The organism is Pseudomonas fitomaticsae (assembly GCF_021018765.1).
In the GTDB taxonomy this organism is placed as follows: domain Bacteria; phylum Pseudomonadota; class Gammaproteobacteria; order Pseudomonadales; family Pseudomonadaceae; genus Aquipseudomonas; species Aquipseudomonas fitomaticsae.
Genome location: NZ_CP075567.1, coordinates 1,277,552 through 1,295,824, shown reverse-complemented (window position 1 = coordinate 1,295,824; position 18,273 = coordinate 1,277,552). Strand labels below are relative to the sequence as shown.

Here is an 18,273-nt window from a genome sequence, read left to right as displayed (position 1 = left end):
ATGCTCATCGGCACAAACCGAGCATTCTCGCCCGCGCCACAGCGTGAGTCCGGCGCTCGACACCCAGTTTGGCGTGAATGCGCCGGACATGGGTTTTGACCGTGTGCAACGAGATGAACAACGTGTCCGCAATTTGCTGATTGGAGCTTCCGGACGCGATCAATCCAAGGACCTGAGACTCTCTCAAGCTCAGTGAACCTTCGTTATCCCCCTCCTCAAGAAGCGGGGCAGACAGCGTTGAGCCGGGCCAAAGGTTCAGCGCCTTCTGATCAAACTTCATCGACAGACGCTGCAAGTTGAAATGACTGGCCAACGTTCGCCCGCTGTCGAAGTACCCCCGGGCAGACTCCGGCTCATCCAGCTTCCAGGCCACCTCGCTCATGACCCACAGCAATTCGGCTTCCAGCGCGATCATCCGGCTGGAGTGGGCGTACTCAAGCAAATTCTGCAGACGCGCCATCGGCTGCTGTGCCTGACCCAATCGGATCTCGGCCAGAATCAGCAAACACTCGATGCGCGGAATCAGTTCCAGCGTTGCCGGCGGGGCCTGCCGTGCGCGCGGGCCACGATAGTGCCTGAGCACCCGACTCAACGCTTCGCGAGCCAGTTCGGGCCGCCCTTGTTGCAGCCAGAATTCACTGCTGACCTGCAGCAGGACGCCGCGATAAACGGTGTCCGGGATCTGCCGCTGTTGCATCAACCGTTCGGCATCACGCAGACGCATGAACGCCTGTGGGTAATCACCTTGATCGGCAGCCAGTTGTGCCTGCCCCAGAAAGCCATAAAGCACTCGCTTGTCAAAGCTGCGCAGGCAATCGTCGAGCCCTTGTTGAAACAATCCAGACGCCCGGTCCTGCTGGCCCATGTTCAATGCCAGCCGGCCGCGACGCAGGGCAATACGGCCCAGCAACGGTGTCGGCCGCTCGACAGACGCGTCGAGCATGTCGCAAAGATTGGCCAGCAATTCTTCGGCGCGAGCCGATGCGCCTCGCTGCTCCAGCAGTTGGGCATGATCCAGTTCCAGCAACGCCTCGAACAGCAATGAGCCCTCAGCCCGGGCCAGGCAAAGCGCTTCACGATTGATTGAGTGAGCCAACTCCAGATCACCGCACAGCAACGCCTGCTGAGTGCGGCCCGACAAACACAGCAGACGCGCCGTCCAGGCCTGCGGCGACAGATCGTTCAAGGCTTGCTCGAAATGTTCGCGCGCCTCGCCCATGTGCCCTTGCAAGTGCAACAGCCAGCCTTGCTGTGCCTGCCAGCGGGCGATCAATTGCCGTTGCTGGCCAGCCGACGGTGGCGGCAAAAAACGCGACAGTTGCCCGATGCAATCCGCCGCTTGAGCAAATCGTCCGGCGAACAGCAGCGCTGCCGTGACCAGGCCGACCAACTGGGCAGACCCGAGTAGCAGTTCCTCGCCGCGTTGTTCATAGAGACGCAACAACAGCACGACCGTCTGCTCCTCGAACAGATGCTCGAAAGTAAAGTGCTGCAGCAGGCTCACCGCGACCTCGTACTCTTCGGCCAGCAACGCCTGTTCGAAGGCGCATTTCCAATGCTGTCCGGCGGCAAACCACTGACAGGCCCGGCGATGCCAGGAACGTCCGGCCGACCAGGGTTCGTCACGCATCAGACGCGACAGCGGAGTGCACACTTGCAACCAGTCCGGCGATCCTTGCCAGGGCTCGATAAAACACCCGAGCAATTGCAGCGTGCGCATCCATTGCGCGCCTTCGCCGGCACCGAACAGGTGATCGCAGAGGCTGGCGTTGAACCGCGGCAAATGCGCCAGCACCCGCCAGGCCTCGGCCAGCTCCGGGCTCAAACCACTGAACAGTTCGTGTTGCAGGTAGTCCAGCAGCGTGTCCATGCGTTGCTGCGGCAAGGTCTTTTGCGACCAGTCGCATTTTTGCATCAACAGTATCCGCACCCCGGCGCACCACCCTCCGCTGCGCTGGAGGATTCGCCCGGCCACGTCGTCGGCCTGGGCTGGCGACAGGTGCCGCAACAGTTGCGCGATCTCGCCGCGACTCAACGCCAGCGCCGCGCTTTCGCACTCGTACAAGGCATCATCGAGCAGCAGGCGCGGCCAGTTGCATGGCGGGCGTCGACGCGTACCGATCCACCAGGTGACGGCGGGACTGGCAAGCGCCAGCATCCGGTCGAGCAGCGCATCCAGCGCAGGCTCTTCAACACGGCAGTAATCGTCGAGAAACACCCACACCGGCGAGGAAAGGCGCGCCAACTCATACAGCAATGACGACTCATCCACAGCCGCCAGCCCCAGTGCCTGCGCCAGCCGCTCGCAAAATACCGCGACACTCATCGACATGCCCGCCAACGGCAGCCAGCACACCGTGCATTCGACGGGCGCCTGCAAAAGACATTCGGTGAACAGCGTGCTCTTGCCACTGCCAGCCGGCGCGCAGATCAACCGCACCCGTGCCGAAGACTCGAGCAGCGATGCCGTCAGGCGTGGACGTTGGAGGTGATGAGCGGACAGTCTGGGCAAAAATCCCGGACGATCCGGAACGTGAGTCATGGCGGTCATGGGGTACGCCTTCTTATCGTTGTACGCTCACCCTAGCCCTCTCCCCGACGCTTGTTGACGAGTATTCAGTACGCTGATTGGCGCCCATAAAAAAGGCGACCGTGCGGTCGCCTTTTGCCTTGCCCATGTATCGAAACCCTTACCGGACGCCCTCGGCACGCAGGGCTGACGGCGTGTAGTCGGCGGCCTTGGCTTCGAAGCCGAATTCGAAGCTGTGCTTCTCTTCGTTCTTCATCCCCAGGGCAATGTACCGGCCGGCGATGATGTCGTAGAGCGCTTCGAGGGTGTAGGCCTGGGCCTGGTGATCGTAGTAGTACTGGGCGTGCCCCTCGGCCACTCGCCACAGTTGTCCGCGACCGTCGTAGTGGTCGGCCAGCGCCACTTGCCAGCTGTCCTCGTCGATGTACATGTGGCGCTTGGCGTAGATGTGCCGCTCGTTCGGTTTGACTGTGCCGACCACTTCCCAGACCCGGTGCAGCTCATAACGGGTCAGGTCCTGATTAATGTGCCCGGCCTTGACGATGTCGTCGTACTTGAGGCTCGGCGAGTCGAGCTTGTAGCTGTTGTACGGAATGTACATTTCCTTCTTGCCGATCAGTTTCCAGTCGTAGCGGTCCGGCGCGCCGGAGAACATGTCGAAGTTGTCCGAAGTGCGCAGGCCGTCGGCCGCAGTGCCCGGCCCATCATAGGCGACTTGCGGCGCACGGCGCACCCGACGCTGGCCGGCGTTGTAGATCCATGCCAGGCGCGGCTCCTTCACCTGATCCAGCGTCTCGTGCACCAGCAGCACGTTACCGGCCAGACGCGCCGGGGCGGTCACCGATTGCTTGAAGAAAGTCAGAACGTTGGCGGCTTTTTCTGGATCGAGATCCTTCATCAGTTGCGGCACGGCGATCTCTTCTTCGAAGCGGATCGGCGTATAGCTGCCGTTGGTCTGCGGCGTCACCTGGGTGATGATCCGCCGCAGGTTGCCGCCGTGATATCGGGTGATGTGGTTCCACAGCACCTCGACGCCGTTCTTCGGAATCGGGAACGCGTAGTAACGGTTACCGGTGAAGTTGGCCAGACCGTTGCCGTCATTGATGCTGGTGACGTTCAGCGCACTGCGCTTGGCCGACTCGTAGATTTCCGGCGGTACGGCCACGGTGCGATGCGTCGGGTAGACCGGGATCTTGTAGGTTTCCGGATAACGCTTGAACATCGCCACCTGGCCGTCGGACAGCTTGTCCTTGTACTTGTCGACGTTAGCGGCGGTGATGGTGAACAGCGGTTTTTCGCTGGCGAACGGGTCAGCCAGGAAGCCCTTGCTGTCGACCGCACCGGCGTTTTTCGGGATACCGCCAGTCCAGGCCGGAATCGAGCCGTCGGCGTTGCCGGCCTTCTCGGCCCCCAGCGGCGTCAGGCTGGTGCCGAGCTTGTTGGCTTCGTCCGGCGACACCGCCGCGATCACGTTGGCGGCCAGCAGGCTCAGGGCCAGGACACCGCATTGCAGAATCATCTTGCGCATTGCATTCATCCTTCTCGGGCAGATCAGAAGTTCACACCGAAGCTCAGGGCCACGAAGTCACGGTCTTCGAGGGTGTTGTAGTCACCGCCGAAAAAATCGGTGTAACTCAGGCTCGCGGTATAGGTGTTGCGGTAGTCGGCATCGACCCCGACGCTGACGGCCTTGGCGCCTTCGTTGAACAGACCGTTGGGGCCATAACCGGCGACGTCGTGGGACCAGGACAGGTTGGGCTTGAGGTTGATCCCGCCGATCACGTTGGCGTAATCGAGGATCGCCCGGGCGCGGTAGCCCCAGGACGTGGAAGTGACGAAACCGTCGGTGTCACCGCCGAAACCGTACTGGCCGTAGACCGAGTCACGGCCGTAGCGCAGTTTGCTGCGCGACTCCAGGCCGCCGACCCGCACGACTGCGGCCTCGCCCACCAGGGTCAGACGCTGCGCCCCCCAGACCTGATCGAAAAAGTGCGTCAGCGTGCTCTGGATCTGCGTCACTTCCTTGCGCCGGTAGCCCTTGTTGTCGGCACCCGGCGAGGTGACCAGCGGCGAAGCGGCACCGCCAGCAATCGGATTGAGCAGTGCCAGGGTCAGGTCGTTGGTGTTGACCTGCACCGGCGCGTTGGGCCGATAGCTGATCTCGCCGGTCCAGGCGGTGCCGGTCGGCAGCGTGGTGGAGAAACTTGCGCCATACAGGCGGATGTCTTCTGGGTACTCGAGGTAGTACTGGCCGCGCCCGAGCATCACGCTTTGCGCCAGTCCCGAACCGCTGCCGGGCGCCAGGCCGTTAGCAATCCCTACCATGCCCGGCAGCGCCGCAAGGGTCGACAGGCCGGCGGTGCTGGTACCCACGGTCGGCGTGCGGCTGTGGTAATTCATGAAATAGAGGCCGTACTCGGTGTCATCGCCGAGCCAGCGCAGTGCCGTACCCCATTGCCCGGAATCCCGCGCATCGCGGTCGCCACCACGGGGCACGACCACGCCTTCGCGGGTCACCTGAATCGGCTGACCAAAGGCTGCTGTCAGCGGCGCCAACGGAGCGATCGCCGGGCTGCCGACGGTGTAACCGTTGTTGCAGCCGTCCGCCGCCACATCGACGCCGAAGAAGGTCCCGCAGTTATCAAGAACGGTCTGATCCCATTCCAGTTGATAGAAACCCTCGACCGTCAATTGATCGGTCAAACCCTGAGAGGCGAACACCATGTTCACCGGGATCAGCCCTTCCTTGATCTCCGCACCTGGCCGGCGGAACGCCGAGACGTCGATCGGGTTGATGCTGTTGATCGAGTTGCCGATGAAGGTGCTTTCGCCCCAGCTCACCACCTGCTTGCCGGCGCGCACGGTGCCCGGCAGATCGGCGATGGAGTAGTTGTGATAGACGAACGCATCGAGAATCTGCGCGCCGGAAGACTTCGCGCCCTCCTTGCGGCCCTTGTCACTGATCTGTTTGAACTCGCGGTCTTCGTCCTTGAGTTCGAAGTCGTACCAGTACTTGCCGCGCACGAACACACCGGTGTCGCCGTACTTCAGTTCGAGGTCGTGGATGCCCTTGAAGATCTTGGAAAAGGTCTCGCCCTTCTTGAAGTTCAAACGTCCGTCATCACCGGTGGACGACTGGCCCGTCCCGCCGTTGACCGTACCCACCAGCGACTTGTCGGCATCGCGCATGCCCCAGCTCGCACCGACCGACAGCGACGAGTCGAAGGTGCCTTCGATTTCCCCGATATTGAAAGCGACCGCGTGCGCCTGGGCACAGCAACCCAAGGCCACCGCAGCGGCGAGCGCCTGCGGTGTGAAGATGGCGCGCATTGTTGTTTTTGTCATGCGTCTTCCCCGGTGAGTGACAGAAGGCCCCACCCTACTGCCGCCACACGGGAACGATAAGCGCACCAAGGAGGTATTCACGCTGTCGCTCGAAAGGATGAATCCCCGCCTGCGACAAGGCTTTGCGCCCGCCATGAACAGGCTGGATGAACCACTATCAACGCAACGGATGATGGCCCTTCGAATCGCCGCACTGTTACATGCCCCGTAACAGTGCATGTCCGGAATCGCTATTTTTCCCCGAGGCGCCAGCCCTTATTCTGAGCGGGCTTTCACGGCGCACCGCCACGAAGCACGAAGTCCGCGACCGAGTCGTCGGCAATGATTTCTGATGGACCGAAGCGTTTTTCGATCCCTCGCCCCGGTGTTCACTGACGTTGATTTGTAGCTCCTTGATCCAACGTCTTACCTTGGCCGCTGCGTTTGCAGCGGCCTTTTTTATGGGCGGTGTTTTAGCTGGAAGTCAGCGGCAGAGGCTCACCAGGCGAGCACTCAAAGGGGAAAGCAGGACTCGGGCAAGTCCTGCCGAATAACCCAGGGAATCAGAGCGAATACTTCTGCAGATTCCCCATCATTTCCTTCAGCGCCTCGATGTTGTCCTTAGGATGCGCCGCGCCTTCGAAATCACAGATCTGCTGCCAGTGCGCCGCGACGTCTTCCGGGGAAAACCCGACGCGCGGATCGAACCCGGCGCCGAGGCTGCGCTCCCAGCGCACCTTGCCCATCCAGCCGCCGCCGACTTCGAACAGACCGGAAGTTTCCTGGCATTGTTCGCTGGCCAGGTACACCACCAGCGGGCTGACCAGCTCCGGTTTGAGTTGTTCGAACACTTGCGGCGGAATCAAGCCTTCGGTCATGCGCGTACCGCCGGTGGGGGCGATGGCGTTGACCAGGATGTTGTTCTTGCGACCTTCGATGGCCAGGGTGCGGGTCAGACCGTAGAGCCCCAGTTTGGCCATGCCGTAGTTGGACTGGCCGAAGTTGCCGTAGATGCCCGAGGTCGATGCGGTGAAGATCACTCGCCCATAATTTTGCTCACGCAAGTGCGGCCACGCGGCGCGGGTCACCTTGTAGGCGCCTTCGACGTGGACGCGGTAGACCAGATCCCAATCGGCGTCTTCCATTTTGTGGAAGGTCTTGTCGCGCAGGATCCCGGCGTTGTTGACCACCACATCGACACGACCGAATACATCGAGCGCGTTCTGCACCAGTTTGTCGCCATCGGTGACGGAATCATGGTTGGCTTCGGCGATGCCGCCGGCCTCGCGGATTTCCGCTACCACGCGATCAGCGGCCGAAGCGTTGGCGCCTTCGCCCTGGGTCGAGCCGCCGAGGTCGTTGACCAGCACTTTGGCGCCCTGTTTGGCGAACAGCAAAGCGTGAGCGCGTCCCAGGCCACCACCGGCTCCGGTGACGATCACGACTTTATCTTCGAAACGCACAGACTCATTCATCGGGGGCAACTCCAGCAGGCCTGAGGGACAGTGTCCCTGAGTGTCAGGCACGACGCGTCTGGTCACAACGAACACGGCTGGGGCTGAATGGTGCGCGATAAGGCTGGGGGATGATGAAAACGTGCCGAGGCGCCAGGGGCCCGCGGCACGAACTCAGGAGCACGCCACCTTGCGCGGCGGCAACACGAAGTGATCGCGAAATTCGAGGTAGTGCTTGAGCACCTGCACCGGCGCTTCGGTTTGCGGGTAGTGGCCGATGCCCGGCAACAGCACGGTGTCCGCGTCGGGAATCAGCTCGCGATAACGCTCGACCATGTGCGCGCCGGAAATCGGATCGACTTCGCCATCGATCACTCGCAGCGGCACCTCGCCGCGCTGCATCGCCGCGACCCAGCGATCACGCTGAACCCGGCGCTCGGGAATGTAGTGAATCAGTTTGTGCATGACTCGCGGCCCGCGATTGCATTCGATCAGGCTCCAGAAATCATCCATTTCGCTTTCGCTGGGCCGGGTGTCCGGGCCGAAAATCTGATGGAAACTTTTCACCAGCGCATCGCGGGTGAAGACCCGGCCGATCATCCAGCCCAAAGGGCTGAGCAGCAGTTTTTGCGTCAGCAGCGGCCGATGGGTTTCCGGGAACAGGCCACCGTTGAGGAATACGCAACTGGCAACGTCGATCAGATCTTCGTAATGCCGGGCCAGCAATTCCTGGGCAACACTGTCGCCGTAGTCGTGGGCCAGAAAGTGCACCGCTTGCTCGACCTGCAAATGCGCCAGCAAGGCCTGTTGCAGATCGGCCTGCTCCAGCAGGCTATAGGTGTGGTTCAGCGGTTTGGCCGAGTCGCCGAAGCCGAGCATGTCACAGGCAATCACCCGGTAGCGCTGGGATAGCGGCTGCCACAGGTAATGCCAGTCCCAACTGGCCGTCGGGAAGCCATGGATCAGCAGCAGCGGTTCGCCCTGCCCGGCCGTCCAGTAGCGGATCGGCTGACCACGGAAGACAAACGTCTGGCTGCGTTTGCGCCAGGCACTCAGAGGGATCTCGGCGAGAGGCATTAAAGTTTATACCCCGGGTCTTGTTTATCGAGTTTGCGCAGCAGCGCCGGCCAGGCCAGCGCGCCACCCATGCCTTGAGCACTTTTGGTGACGCCCGCGATCATCGCCTTGGCGCCTGCCAGAATCTGCGGTTCGATGGCGATCAGTTCGGCACCGCCGGTCTGCGCCATGACCTGGATGTCGCAGGCGCGCTGGAAGGTAAACATCATCAGGAACGTGTCGGCGATGGTGCCGCCACAGGTCAGCAGACCGTGGTTGTGCAGCATCAGGAAATTGTTGTCACCGAGATCCGTCTGCAACCGCGCTTTCTCTTCATGATTAAGCGCTACACCTTCATAGGCATGAAAGGCCAGGCTCGACAGCACAAACAGCGATTGCTGACTGATCGGCAACACGCCCTGCTTCTGCGCCGATACCGCGACACCGGAAGCGGTGTGAGTGTGCAGCACGCAGGCCACGTCGTGCCGCACTTCGTGCACGGCGCTGTGGATGGTGTAGCCGGCGGGATTGATTTCGTATGGGCTGTCCATGAGTTTGTTGCCGGCCTGATCGACCTTCACCAGGCTCGAGGCGGTGATCTCATGGAACATCAGGCCGAACGGGTTGATCAGGAAATCTTCGGTGCCGGGCACCTTGGCGGAAATGTGGGTGAAGATCAGATCGTCCCAGCCATGCAGCGCGACCAGACGATAACAGGCGGCCAGATCGACCCGGGTCTGCCATTCCGCGGCACTGACCTGGTCTTTGACGTTCACGGACGAAGGGACGGGGGCTACGTTCACTGTATGCACCTCTGCGTTCTTATTGTTTTTGCGTGTGTCAGCAGTCTAGTCAGCCCCGGACGGTCGCGTAGTTGCATTGGCAGCCAGCTTGATGACTGAACGAGTCAGGTACGCAAACAGCTTGGATCCATGTCAAAGCAACGACGCCAACAAAGGTGCGGCGAACAGATTGAGCAGCCCGGTCAGCACCATCACCAGCCCCGCGACCGAGCCTTCTTCACCGCCCACTTCATGGGCTCGACTGACGCCCGCACCATGAGCGCCCACACCAAACAATGCACCGCGCGCCAGGGCGCTGCGCAATGGCAGCCATTTGAGCAACACGCCACCGAGCATGGCACCGAACACCCCGGTGAACATCACGAACACCGCCGTCAGTTCCGGCACGCCACCGAGGTCCTGCGCCAGCGGCATGGCAAACGGCGTGGTGATCGAGCGCGGCACCAGCGACAGCGTCACCGAACTGTCCAGCGCCAGCGCTTTCGCGAGGCCGAACGAAGTGGCGATCGACGCTGCACTGCCGGCCAGCATGCCCAGCAACAACGCCGACCAATGCCGCGCCAGCAAACGTCGCTGTTGCCAGATCGGCACAGCAAACGCCACGGTGACCGGGCCGAGCACCAGCATCAGCCAGTGGGTGTTGCTGGAGTACTCGGCGTAAGCCGTATGCATCGGCACCGCGAGCGCCAACAGCAAGGCGGGGACCAGAATCAGCGGCGACAACAGGTAACGCCCGGTCCGGCGATACAGCCAGCGGCTGAACAGATAAGCCAGCAACGTGAACGCCAGCCAGAACATCGGCATCAGTTCAAGCTTCATGGGACCGCCTCAGGCGCACGGCCGATTCCACGGTGAAAGCGGTCACCAGCATCACCATCAGCGTACTGGCCGCGATCACCAACAAGATCCGCCAACCGTCATCGCGCAGCAATGCGCCATAATCCAGCAGGCTCATCAGCGCCGGAATGAAAAACAGCAGCATCTCGGCCATCAACAATCCTGCGCCCATTTGCAGCGCCGCCGTTTTGACCCAGCCGAACGCAAAACCCAGCAGCAACAGCGCCATGCCGATCACACCGCCGGGAATCGGCCAGGCCAGCCACGCTGCGATCTGGCAGCCCAGCAGGTAGAGAGCGAGCAGCACGGCCAGTTCAGCCAGCAGGCGAGAGAGGTATTTAAGGGTCGAGGCTTTCATCGGGGGCTCCTTTCAGGTGCCTATTTTACGAACCCGACTGCCATCTCCGAAGCGAATTGTTAGACTCAAAGCCATTCCAATCTGGAATCAGGCCATGGAATTCAAACAACTCAAAAGTTTCGTCGAAGTCATGCATCAGGGCGGTTTCACTCAAGCCGCGAAAACCCTGCACATCAGTCAGTCCGCCGTAAGCAAGCAGATCGCCCAGCTCGAACAGAGCCTCGGCACCCCATTGCTCGAACGACTGGGCTCGCAGATACGCCTGACCGCCGCCGGCAGCGTGGTGCTGCAACGGGCCGAAGGCATGCTGCGGTTGCGCAATGAATTGCTCAGCGAACTGGATGACCTCAGCCATCTGGCACGCGGCGAGTTACGTCTCGGGCTGCCATTACTCGGCAGCGATGCGTTGTTTGCCGGGCTGTTCGCCGAGTACCGACGGCGCTACCCGAACATCAGCGTGCAGTTGCTTGAAGGCGGCAGTCGCAATATCGAACAGGCGGTGCTCAGCGGGGAGCTGGAGTTGGGTGGCAGCCTGCTGCCGAAAGATCCGCAGTTCGACTTTCAGCCGTTCTGCGATGAACCGCTCGATGCGCTGCTACCGGTGGATCATCCACTGGCGGCAAAAGCTGAAATCGGTCTGGAGGATCTGGCCGAAACGCCGTTCCTGTTGTATCAGCGCAGTTTCGTGCTCAATGATCGATTGCTTCAGGCGTGCAAGCAGATGGGCTTCACTCCGAAGGAAGGCGGGCGCAGCGGGCAGGCGGATTTTCTCGCGGCGCTGGTCGCGGCCGGGCAAGGCGTGGTGTTGCTGCCCAGCGTGGTGGCGCGCGGTCTGGTGCGGCCAGGCGTGGTGCGCCTGACCCTGAACGCGCCGGATTACTTGCGCTGGGACATCGCTTTCATCTGGCGCCGAGGCGCCTATCTGTCAAAGGCTGCGCAGGCCTGGCTGGCGCTGTTGCGTGAACGCGGGATCAGCCCTTGAGCGTGGCGATCAACTGTTCCAGCCAAGGCTCGGCGTCGGTTTCCGGGGTGACGCTTTCGCTGGCGTCGATGCGCAGCATGTCCTGCACTTCGTGCACGCCCAGTTCGCCGAACAACTCGCGCAATTGCTCGCCGCCGCCGCAGAAGGTGTCGCCGTAGCTGGCGTCGCCCAAAGCGATCACAGCGCCGGGCAAACCGCGCCAGGCCGCCGGCAATTGGTCGCGAATGGCCGAATACAACGGTTGCAGATTGTCCGGCAGCTCGCCCATGCCGGTGGTCGAGGTCACGGCGAGCAAGGCTTCAGGGCCAAAAGCCTGAAGATCGGCAAGGCTGGCGCGCGAGTTATAGAAGGTTTCAAAACCGGCGGCGTTCAACAGGCTCTGAGCGTGGCGAGCGACTTCTTCGGCCGTGCCGTACACCGAGCCGGAGAGGATGGCGACTTTCATCAATCTGATCCTGAAACTGAAAAAAAGAGCGGCGATAGTAACAGCCAGCGACGCCCTGTTGCGATTGGCTCTCGATAAGTGCTGATGGCCAGTAGACAGCGCTGGGCGATCTTCTAGAATGCCAGCGGTCGATAACCTTGAAAGGATTCAAAGATGATCAATGCCAGCCTGCTGCAAATGGTGATCAACGCGTCGAACGACGGCATCGTGGTGGCCGAACGGGAAGGTAAGGAAGACAACATCCTTATCTACGTGAATCCGGCTTTCGAACGCCTGACCGGCTACACCAGTGAAGAAATTCTGTATCAGGATTGCCGCTTCCTCCAATCGGGTGATCGGGATCAGGAAAACCTGGCCCTGATTCGCGAGGCGCTGCGCAACAACGGTTCATGCCGGGAAATCCTGCGCAACTACCGCAAGGACGGCACGCCATTCTGGAACGAGCTGTCCCTGTCGACGGTAAAAAATGCCGATGACGGACAGACCTACTTCGTCGGCGTGCAAAAAGACGTGACGGTTCAGGTCAAGGCCCAGCAACGGGTTGTGCAACTGGAAGCCCAGGTTGCGGCACTCGAAGCAGAACTCGCCGCCTTGAAAGCGACGAACGGCGCAAACAAAACAGCGAACTAACTGTCATTAACTACAATCACCAATGACTTTGTAATTATTCATTTCGAGTTAGCCATGCAGCGCGACGCCCTCCTGACCCAGGATGAGCTGGATTTCATCCAGACCATGCAACACAACCCGCAACTCAATGTGCGGGATGCGACGTCGAGCCTGCTGGTCAATGGTGGTTCGCAGATCCGTGATCTGCTCACGCGCCTGGCGGCCCATGAGCAAGTCACCATCCAGGCCAATTTCGAAAATCAGCAGATGACGTTTCCGCTGCATCTGGTGGAGGACGAGTTTCACGCCCTGCATTTGCGTCTTGGGGTGCCGAGCATCTATGAAGACGGGCCGATGGTGCGTCCATGGCGCCTGACCCTGGAAGAACCGGTGGCACTGGAGAATGCCAAGGGCCAGCCGGGCACACTGTGGGTTCACGAGGTTTCGCACAAAGGTGTGCTGCTGGAGGTGCGCAACAAGACCAAACCGCCGAAGCATTTTGCCTTGTGGTTCAGCCCGTCGGGCTACGAGCGGATTTCCCTGCGCGGGACGTTCGAGCGGGAAACCGAAAGCGGCTTTTATGCTTACGAATTAAGCCAGAGCGATGCCGACGAAACCGAACGCCTGCGCCAGTTCATCCTGCAACAGCATCGACTGACGCACCCTGCCCTGCACACCTGAGCCTCAGGTATCCAGCGTTCCCGCGAGAAACTGATTCATGCGCTGGCGCATGGTCGCCCCCTCATTGCCCAGACAGCCGACCGATGATCCGGCCAGGCTGTCCTGCGCCAGATCGGCAGCATCGCCCGCCAGCATCAACTGACAATCCAGACTCAGCGCCAACCGGTTCAGACGCCTTGGCAGCTCCGGTGTCGGTGCATGATTGGAAAACAGCACCAGGGCCTGTGGTTTGATCTTCTCGCACACCAGCGTCAGCTCATCGAACGGCTGACCGGTGGTCAACACGCGAACCCCGGCCTCATGACCGCTGAGAAAAAGCGCCGCCACCAGCAATTCGAGTTCACGACATTGACCGGCCAGCGCGCTGACGATCACCTTGCGCGGTTGCGAACCCCGCAGCACGACGATGCGCTGCAGCACCTTCGCCCGCAGGAATCCATCGAAGAACAGCCATTCGCTGGTTTGCCCGAACGCGTCCTGACGCTGCAGCATTTGCAGCCACAGCGGCATCAGGATGTCCTGGAACACCACAGGCAAGGCATAGGAGGAAAAAATCTGACCATAGACCCGGTCGAGTTCCTGATCATCGAATGAATTGACCGCCCGCTGAACCTGTTCCTGCCACTGGATGTAATCGGCCTGCACCAGATCATCGGGGATAAGGTGGGCGAGCGTTTTCATGGGTTCGGTCTTGGCCAGTATCTTGCCGACCTTGCTCACGGCCACACCGCGATCGATCCAGTCGACGATGCTGCGAACACGCTCGATATCGGTCATGGAATACAGACGATGCCCACTTTCGGTGCGGGTCGGCTGGATCAAACCATAACGACGCTCCCACGCGCGCAATGTGACCGGGTTGACCCCGGTCAGACGCGCCACTTCACGTATGGGGAAAAGCTCTTCGCGCTCCAGCGCAACAGATGCCGGCAAAGCAGGGCGAACGTCTGTGATCACAGGCATTGGTGCGGACACGTCCTTGTTGGCGTTGTTGGATCCCATTCTACTCCTGATGCCCCATGTGGGTTCAAGCGATGAAATGGGACGAACGTTTCTGGCTTAATCGCGAAAATCAGGAATAATCCTTGCTTGTCGAAAAACGCAGCCCTCTACCCCGGCGCTGCGTCAGGCGAAACTCCTACCCGGAGCGACGCAAATGCAATACGGAGATACACAATGTCTACTTCCCCCGTCACGCTGATGGTTGCGCGTCGTGTCGCCAATGGTCGTTATCAGGATCTGATCGCCTGGTTGCGAGAAGGCGAACAACTGGCCACCGACTTCCCCGGTTATCTCGGCTCCGGCGTACTGGCCCCGCCTCCCGGCGACGATGAATTCCAGATCATTTTCCGTTTCGTCGATGAACAGACCCTGTACGCCTGGGAACACTCGGCCTCGCGCACCGCATGGCTGGCCCGTGGCAGCGATCTGTTTGCCCACCCGACGGAACATCGGGTCAGCGGGATCGAAGGCTGGTTCGGTGCCGCCGGCGCGCGTCCTCCACGCTGGAAACAGGCCGTGGCGATCTGGCTGGCGTTCTTCCCGGTGTCGCTGCTGTTCAATTTCGTTCTGGGCCCGCTGCTCGCTGAAATGAGCCTGTTGCCGAAGGTCTTCATCAGCACGCTGTGCCTGACCCCGTTGATGGTCTACTTCTTCATTCCGCTGTCGACCCGCCTGCTGGCCGGCTGGCTCAACCCGGTGCCTGCACGCCCGCTGCCGGCCGCACCCTCCACGCAAAATCGCTGAAGCCGTCGCTCGCGTCGCTGTTATAGTTTTTGCTCTGACCTCGCCGCGAGCCGCACATGACTTCTCCCACAACTCCCATCCTCATCACCGGCGCCGGCCAGCGAGTCGGCCTGCATTGTGCGCAGCGTCTGCTGGAAGACGGACATCGGGTGATCTTCACCTACCGCAGCGAACGGCCGGGTGTGAAGGCATTGCGGGATCTGGGCGCCATCGGGCTGCACGCGGACTTTTCCAGTGAAGCCTCGATCCTCGCGTTCATCACTGAACTCAAGACTCACACCGACAGCCTGCGCGCCATCGTGCACAACGCCTCGGAGTGGCTGGCGGAAACCGACGACGGTGAAGCCGAAGCCTTCAGCCGCATGTTCAACATTCACATGCTGGCGCCTTACCTGATCAACCTGCATTGCGCCGAATTGCTGCAGCGTTCGAGCCCTGCCGACATCATCCACATCAGCGATGACGTCACCCGCAAGGGCAGCAGCAAACACATCGGCTATTGCGCCAGCAAGGCCGGGCTCGACAGTCTCACGTTGTCCTTCGCCGCGCGCTACGCGCCGTCAATCAAGGTCAACGGCATCGCACCAGCCCTGCTATTGTTCAATCCCGACGACGACGCGGCGTACCGCGCCAAGGCGCTGGCCAAGTCCGCGCTGGGCATCGAACCCGGCAGCGAAGTGATTTATCAGAGCCTGCGTTATCTGCTCGACAACCCGTATGTCACCGGCACCACCCTGACCGTCAACGGCGGGCGACACGTCAAGTAATACGCCCTCGCGAGGATGCTCCATGACCCGTTCCCTGCCCGAGAATTACCGCGAGATCCTGATCGGTCTCGGTGAAAACCCTGACCGCGAAGGACTGCTCGACACGCCTGTGCGGGCGGCCAAGGCCATGCAGTACCTGTGTCACGGCTACGAACAGAGCGTCGACGAGATCGTCAATGGCGCGCTGTTTGCCTCCGACACCGACGAGATGATCATCGTCGCCGACATCGAGCTCTATTCGTTGTGCGAACATCACCTGCTGCCCTTCATCGGCAAGGCCCATGTGGCTTATATTCCGACGGGCAAGGTGCTGGGGCTGTCGAAGATCGCAAGGCTGGTGGACATGTTCGCCCGCCGCCTGCAGATCCAGGAAAACCTCACCCGCCAGATCGCCGAGGCGGTCCAGCAAGTCACCGATGCCGCCGGTGTCGCGGTGGTCATCGAAGCCCGGCACATGTGCATGATGATGCGCGGTGTCGAGAAACAGAATTCGACCATGAATACCTCGGTCATGCTCGGCGCTTTCCGCGAGTCGAGCAACACCCGCCAGGAGTTCCTGCAATTGATTGGACGGAGCAAGTAAATGCCACAACTTCAACCGGGAATGGCGCGCATCCGGGTCAAGGATCTGCGCCTGCGCACCTTTATCGGGATCAACGAGGACGAAATCCTCAACAAGCAGGATGTGCTGATCAACCTGACCATCCTGTACGCCGCGCAGGAAGCGGTGCGTGACAACGACATCGACCACGCGCTGAACTACCGCACCATCACCAAGGCGATCATCGCCCACGTGGAAGGCAATCGCTTCGCGCTGCTCGAACGCCTGACCCAGGAGCTGCTGGATCTGGTGATGGCCAACGAATCGGTGCTGTACGCCGAAGTCGAAGTCGACAAGCCACATGCCTTGCGTTTTGCCGAGTCGGTGTCGATCACCCTCGCCGCCAGCCGCTGAACGTGTCTGGCGCTCCGGGCGTCAGACTTTTATCATTCGCGCCACGATTTGACTGCACAGAGCCCATCATGACCGAGCAACAACGCCTCGAACTCGAAGCCGCCGCCTTCCGCCGGCTGGTCGCCCATCTGGACAGCCGCAAGGACGTGCAGAACATCGACCTGATGAACCTCGCCGGGTTCTGCCGCAACTGCCTGTCCAAGTGGTACAAGGCCGAGGCCGACGAGCGCCGGATCGAGGTCAGCCTCGACGATGCCCGTGAAGTGGTTTACGGCATGCCGTACGCCGACTGGAAAGCCCAATATCAGCAAGAAGCCAGCGCCGAACAGCAAGCGGCGTTCGCCAAAGGAAAACCCAATGAGTGATCTGAACACCCTGCGCGCCAGCCTCAAAAGCGGCGAACACGTTTTTGCCGACACCCTGGCCTTCATCGCCGCCGGTTACGACTACCAGCCTCAGGCGTTCAACAACGGCGGCGTGGAAAACGCGGCCGGGCAGAACGAAGGTTCGTGCAAGACTTTGGGTCTGGCGCTGCTGGAAGGTTTGAGCGATGAAGAAGCGTTGCTGGCGTTCGGCGAACACTACCGTTCGGTCGTGGCAACGCCTGAAGGCAGCGATCACGGCAATATCCGTGCGCTGATCCAGCACGGTCTGGCGGGCGTGAAATTCGAAGCGCAACCGCTGATCCGCCGCTGATTTCGAGCGAATCGCAGGCATGAAAAAACCGGCCAATTGGCCGGTTTTTTTGTGTCTGCGATCTTAGAACGAAGCGTTCTGCAAACCGTCCAGGTAACGCTCGGTGTCCAGTGCCGCCATGCAGCCGGCGCCGGCCGAGGTGATGGCCTGACGGTAAACGTGGTCGGCCACGTCGCCGGCAGCGAAGATGCCTTCGACGCTGGTCGCGGTGGCGTTGCCTTCACGGCCACCCTGAACCACGAGGTAGCCGTCCTTCAGCTCAAGCTGACCTTCGAACAGCGAGGTGTTCGGGGTGTGGCCGATCGCGATGAACACGCCGTCGACCTTGACTTCGTCGAAGCTGCCGTCGTTGTTCTTCAGACGCGCGCCGGTCACGCCCATGTTGTCGCCCAGTACTTCGTCCAGGGTCGCGTTCAGTTTCAGCTCGATCTTGCCTTCGGCCACGCGGGCGTTGAGCTTGTCGATCAGGATCTTCTCGGCGCGGAAGGTTTCGCGACGGTGGATCAGGGTGACCTTGCTGGCGATGTTGGCCAGGTACAGGGCCTCTTCGACAGCGGTGTTGCCGCCACCGACCACGGCCACCGGCTTGTTGCGATAGAAGAAACCGTCGCAAGTCGCGCAGGCCGAAACGCCCTTGCCCATGAACGCTTCTTCCGACGGCAGGCCCAGGTAACGAGCGCTGGCGCCGGTGGCGATGATCAGCGCGTCACAGGTGTAAGTGCCGCTATCGCCGGTCAGGCTGTATGGCTTGGAAGCGAAGTCCACGGCGTTGATGTGATCGAAGACGATCTCGGTTTCAAAACGCTCGGCGTGCTCGCGCATGCGCTCCATCAGCACCGGGCCGGTCAGACCGTGGACGTCGCCCGGCCAATTGTCGACTTCGGTGGTGGTGGTCAGTTGACCGCCGGCCTGCATGCCGGTGATCAGCAGCGGCTTGAGGTTGGCACGGGCAGCGTAGACGGCAGCGCTGTAACCGGCAGGGCCGGAACCGAGGATGATCACTCGCGAATGACGGACTTCAGACATGAAC

Annotated in this window: 20 protein-coding genes; 9 read left to right on the top strand and 11 right to left on the bottom strand. The window is 61.1% G+C overall.

Annotation, left to right across the window (positions count from 1 at the left end):
* Positions 1-4 precede the first annotated feature (4 nt).
* The 8 genes from KJY40_RS05690 to KJY40_RS05655 form a co-directional block, all read right to left on the bottom strand.
* On the bottom strand, positions 5-2,551 hold the full coding sequence (locus KJY40_RS05690; protein WP_230735505.1) for a LuxR C-terminal-related transcriptional regulator: 2,547 nt from the start codon (positions 2,549-2,551) through the stop codon (positions 5-7).
* A gap of 139 nt (positions 2,552-2,690) precedes the next feature.
* Complete coding sequence (locus KJY40_RS05685) at positions 2,691-4,058, bottom strand: DUF1329 domain-containing protein (protein WP_127796950.1); 1,368 nt, start codon at positions 4,056-4,058, stop codon at positions 2,691-2,693.
* Between the two features lie 23 nt (positions 4,059-4,081).
* Entirely contained in the window at positions 4,082-5,875 is a 1,794-nt protein-coding gene (locus KJY40_RS05680; RefSeq protein WP_230735503.1) for a DUF1302 domain-containing protein, read from the bottom strand.
* A 542-nt stretch (positions 5,876-6,417) separates the two neighbouring features.
* Positions 6,418-7,329, bottom strand: a complete 912-nt coding sequence (locus KJY40_RS05675) for an SDR family oxidoreductase (protein WP_011332507.1) — start codon at positions 7,327-7,329, stop codon at positions 6,418-6,420.
* Positions 7,330-7,482: 153 nt separating this feature from the next.
* The gene (locus KJY40_RS05670; protein WP_230735501.1) at positions 7,483-8,385 is read right to left on the bottom strand and encodes an alpha/beta fold hydrolase; all 903 of its coding nucleotides are present in this window, start codon (positions 8,383-8,385) and stop codon (positions 7,483-7,485) included.
* Positions 8,385-9,167: a class II aldolase/adducin family protein gene (locus KJY40_RS05665; protein ID WP_230735499.1), complete on the bottom strand. Its 783-nt coding sequence runs from the start codon at positions 9,165-9,167 to the stop codon at positions 8,385-8,387. The genes KJY40_RS05670 and KJY40_RS05665 overlap by 1 nt, the downstream gene beginning before the upstream one ends.
* 132 nt (positions 9,168-9,299) lie before the next feature.
* Positions 9,300-9,986 (bottom strand): LrgB family protein, encoded by a 687-nt coding sequence (locus KJY40_RS05660; protein WP_230735497.1) that lies wholly within the window; start codon positions 9,984-9,986, stop codon positions 9,300-9,302.
* Positions 9,976-10,362: a CidA/LrgA family protein gene (locus tag KJY40_RS05655; protein ID WP_230735495.1), complete on the bottom strand. Its 387-nt coding sequence runs from the start codon at positions 10,360-10,362 to the stop codon at positions 9,976-9,978. Before KJY40_RS05655 ends, KJY40_RS05660 begins: the two co-directional genes overlap by 11 nt.
* A gap of 94 nt (positions 10,363-10,456) precedes the next feature.
* On the opposite strand from KJY40_RS05655, the gene KJY40_RS05650 reads away from it, so the two are divergent.
* Entirely contained in the window at positions 10,457-11,344 is an 888-nt protein-coding gene (locus tag KJY40_RS05650; protein WP_230735493.1) for a LysR family transcriptional regulator, read from the top strand.
* On the opposite strand, the gene KJY40_RS05645 is transcribed toward KJY40_RS05650, so the two are convergent.
* The gene (locus KJY40_RS05645; RefSeq protein ID WP_230735492.1) at positions 11,334-11,789 is read right to left on the bottom strand and encodes a flavodoxin; all 456 of its coding nucleotides are present in this window, start codon (positions 11,787-11,789) and stop codon (positions 11,334-11,336) included. The two genes, KJY40_RS05650 and KJY40_RS05645, sit on opposite strands and share 11 nt — an antisense overlap.
* Positions 11,790-11,942: 153 nt before the next feature.
* Between KJY40_RS05645 and KJY40_RS05640 the strand changes: the two genes are divergently transcribed.
* Entirely contained in the window at positions 11,943-12,419 is a 477-nt protein-coding gene (locus tag KJY40_RS05640) for a PAS domain-containing protein (RefSeq protein WP_230735490.1), read from the top strand.
* Between the two features lie 54 nt (positions 12,420-12,473).
* Positions 12,474-13,079 carry a hypothetical protein gene (locus tag KJY40_RS05635; protein WP_007957217.1) on the top strand — a complete coding sequence of 202 codons (606 nt, stop codon included), beginning with the start codon at positions 12,474-12,476 and terminating at the stop codon, positions 13,077-13,079.
* A gap of 3 nt (positions 13,080-13,082) precedes the next feature.
* Here the strand turns inward: KJY40_RS05635 and KJY40_RS05630 are convergent, their stop codons facing one another.
* The gene (locus KJY40_RS05630; RefSeq protein ID WP_230737654.1) at positions 13,083-14,042 is read right to left on the bottom strand and encodes a MerR family transcriptional regulator; all 960 of its coding nucleotides are present in this window, start codon (positions 14,040-14,042) and stop codon (positions 13,083-13,085) included.
* Between the two features lie 213 nt (positions 14,043-14,255).
* On the opposite strand from KJY40_RS05630, the gene KJY40_RS05625 reads away from it, so the two are divergent.
* The 6 genes from KJY40_RS05625 (at position 14,256) to KJY40_RS05600 (ending at position 17,243) form a co-directional block, all read left to right on the top strand.
* Complete coding sequence (locus KJY40_RS05625) at positions 14,256-14,825, top strand: antibiotic biosynthesis monooxygenase (RefSeq protein ID WP_230735488.1); 570 nt, start codon at positions 14,256-14,258, stop codon at positions 14,823-14,825.
* A gap of 56 nt (positions 14,826-14,881) precedes the next feature.
* Positions 14,882-15,592 (top strand): dihydromonapterin reductase, encoded by a 711-nt coding sequence (folM, locus tag KJY40_RS05620; RefSeq protein ID WP_230735486.1) that lies wholly within the window; start codon positions 14,882-14,884, stop codon positions 15,590-15,592.
* A gap of 22 nt (positions 15,593-15,614) precedes the next feature.
* Entirely contained in the window at positions 15,615-16,175 is a 561-nt protein-coding gene (gene folE, locus KJY40_RS05615) for a GTP cyclohydrolase I FolE (RefSeq protein WP_007957209.1), read from the top strand.
* Entirely contained in the window at positions 16,176-16,547 is a 372-nt protein-coding gene (gene folX / locus KJY40_RS05610) for a dihydroneopterin triphosphate 2'-epimerase (RefSeq protein WP_007957207.1), read from the top strand.
* Positions 16,548-16,615: 68 nt separating this feature from the next.
* Positions 16,616-16,912, top strand: coding sequence for a DUF1244 domain-containing protein (locus KJY40_RS05605; RefSeq protein ID WP_007957206.1), 297 nt, complete (start codon positions 16,616-16,618; stop codon positions 16,910-16,912).
* Positions 16,905-17,243 carry a HopJ type III effector protein gene (locus KJY40_RS05600; RefSeq protein ID WP_230735484.1) on the top strand — a complete coding sequence of 113 codons (339 nt, stop codon included), beginning with the start codon at positions 16,905-16,907 and terminating at the stop codon, positions 17,241-17,243. The genes KJY40_RS05605 and KJY40_RS05600 overlap by 8 nt, the downstream gene beginning before the upstream one ends.
* Before the next feature lie 63 nt (positions 17,244-17,306).
* On the opposite strand, the gene trxB is transcribed toward KJY40_RS05600, so the two are convergent.
* Positions 17,307-18,269 carry a thioredoxin-disulfide reductase gene (gene trxB / locus KJY40_RS05595; protein WP_230735482.1) on the bottom strand — a complete coding sequence of 321 codons (963 nt, stop codon included), beginning with the start codon at positions 18,267-18,269 and terminating at the stop codon, positions 17,307-17,309.
* Positions 18,270-18,273: the final 4 nt, after the last annotated feature.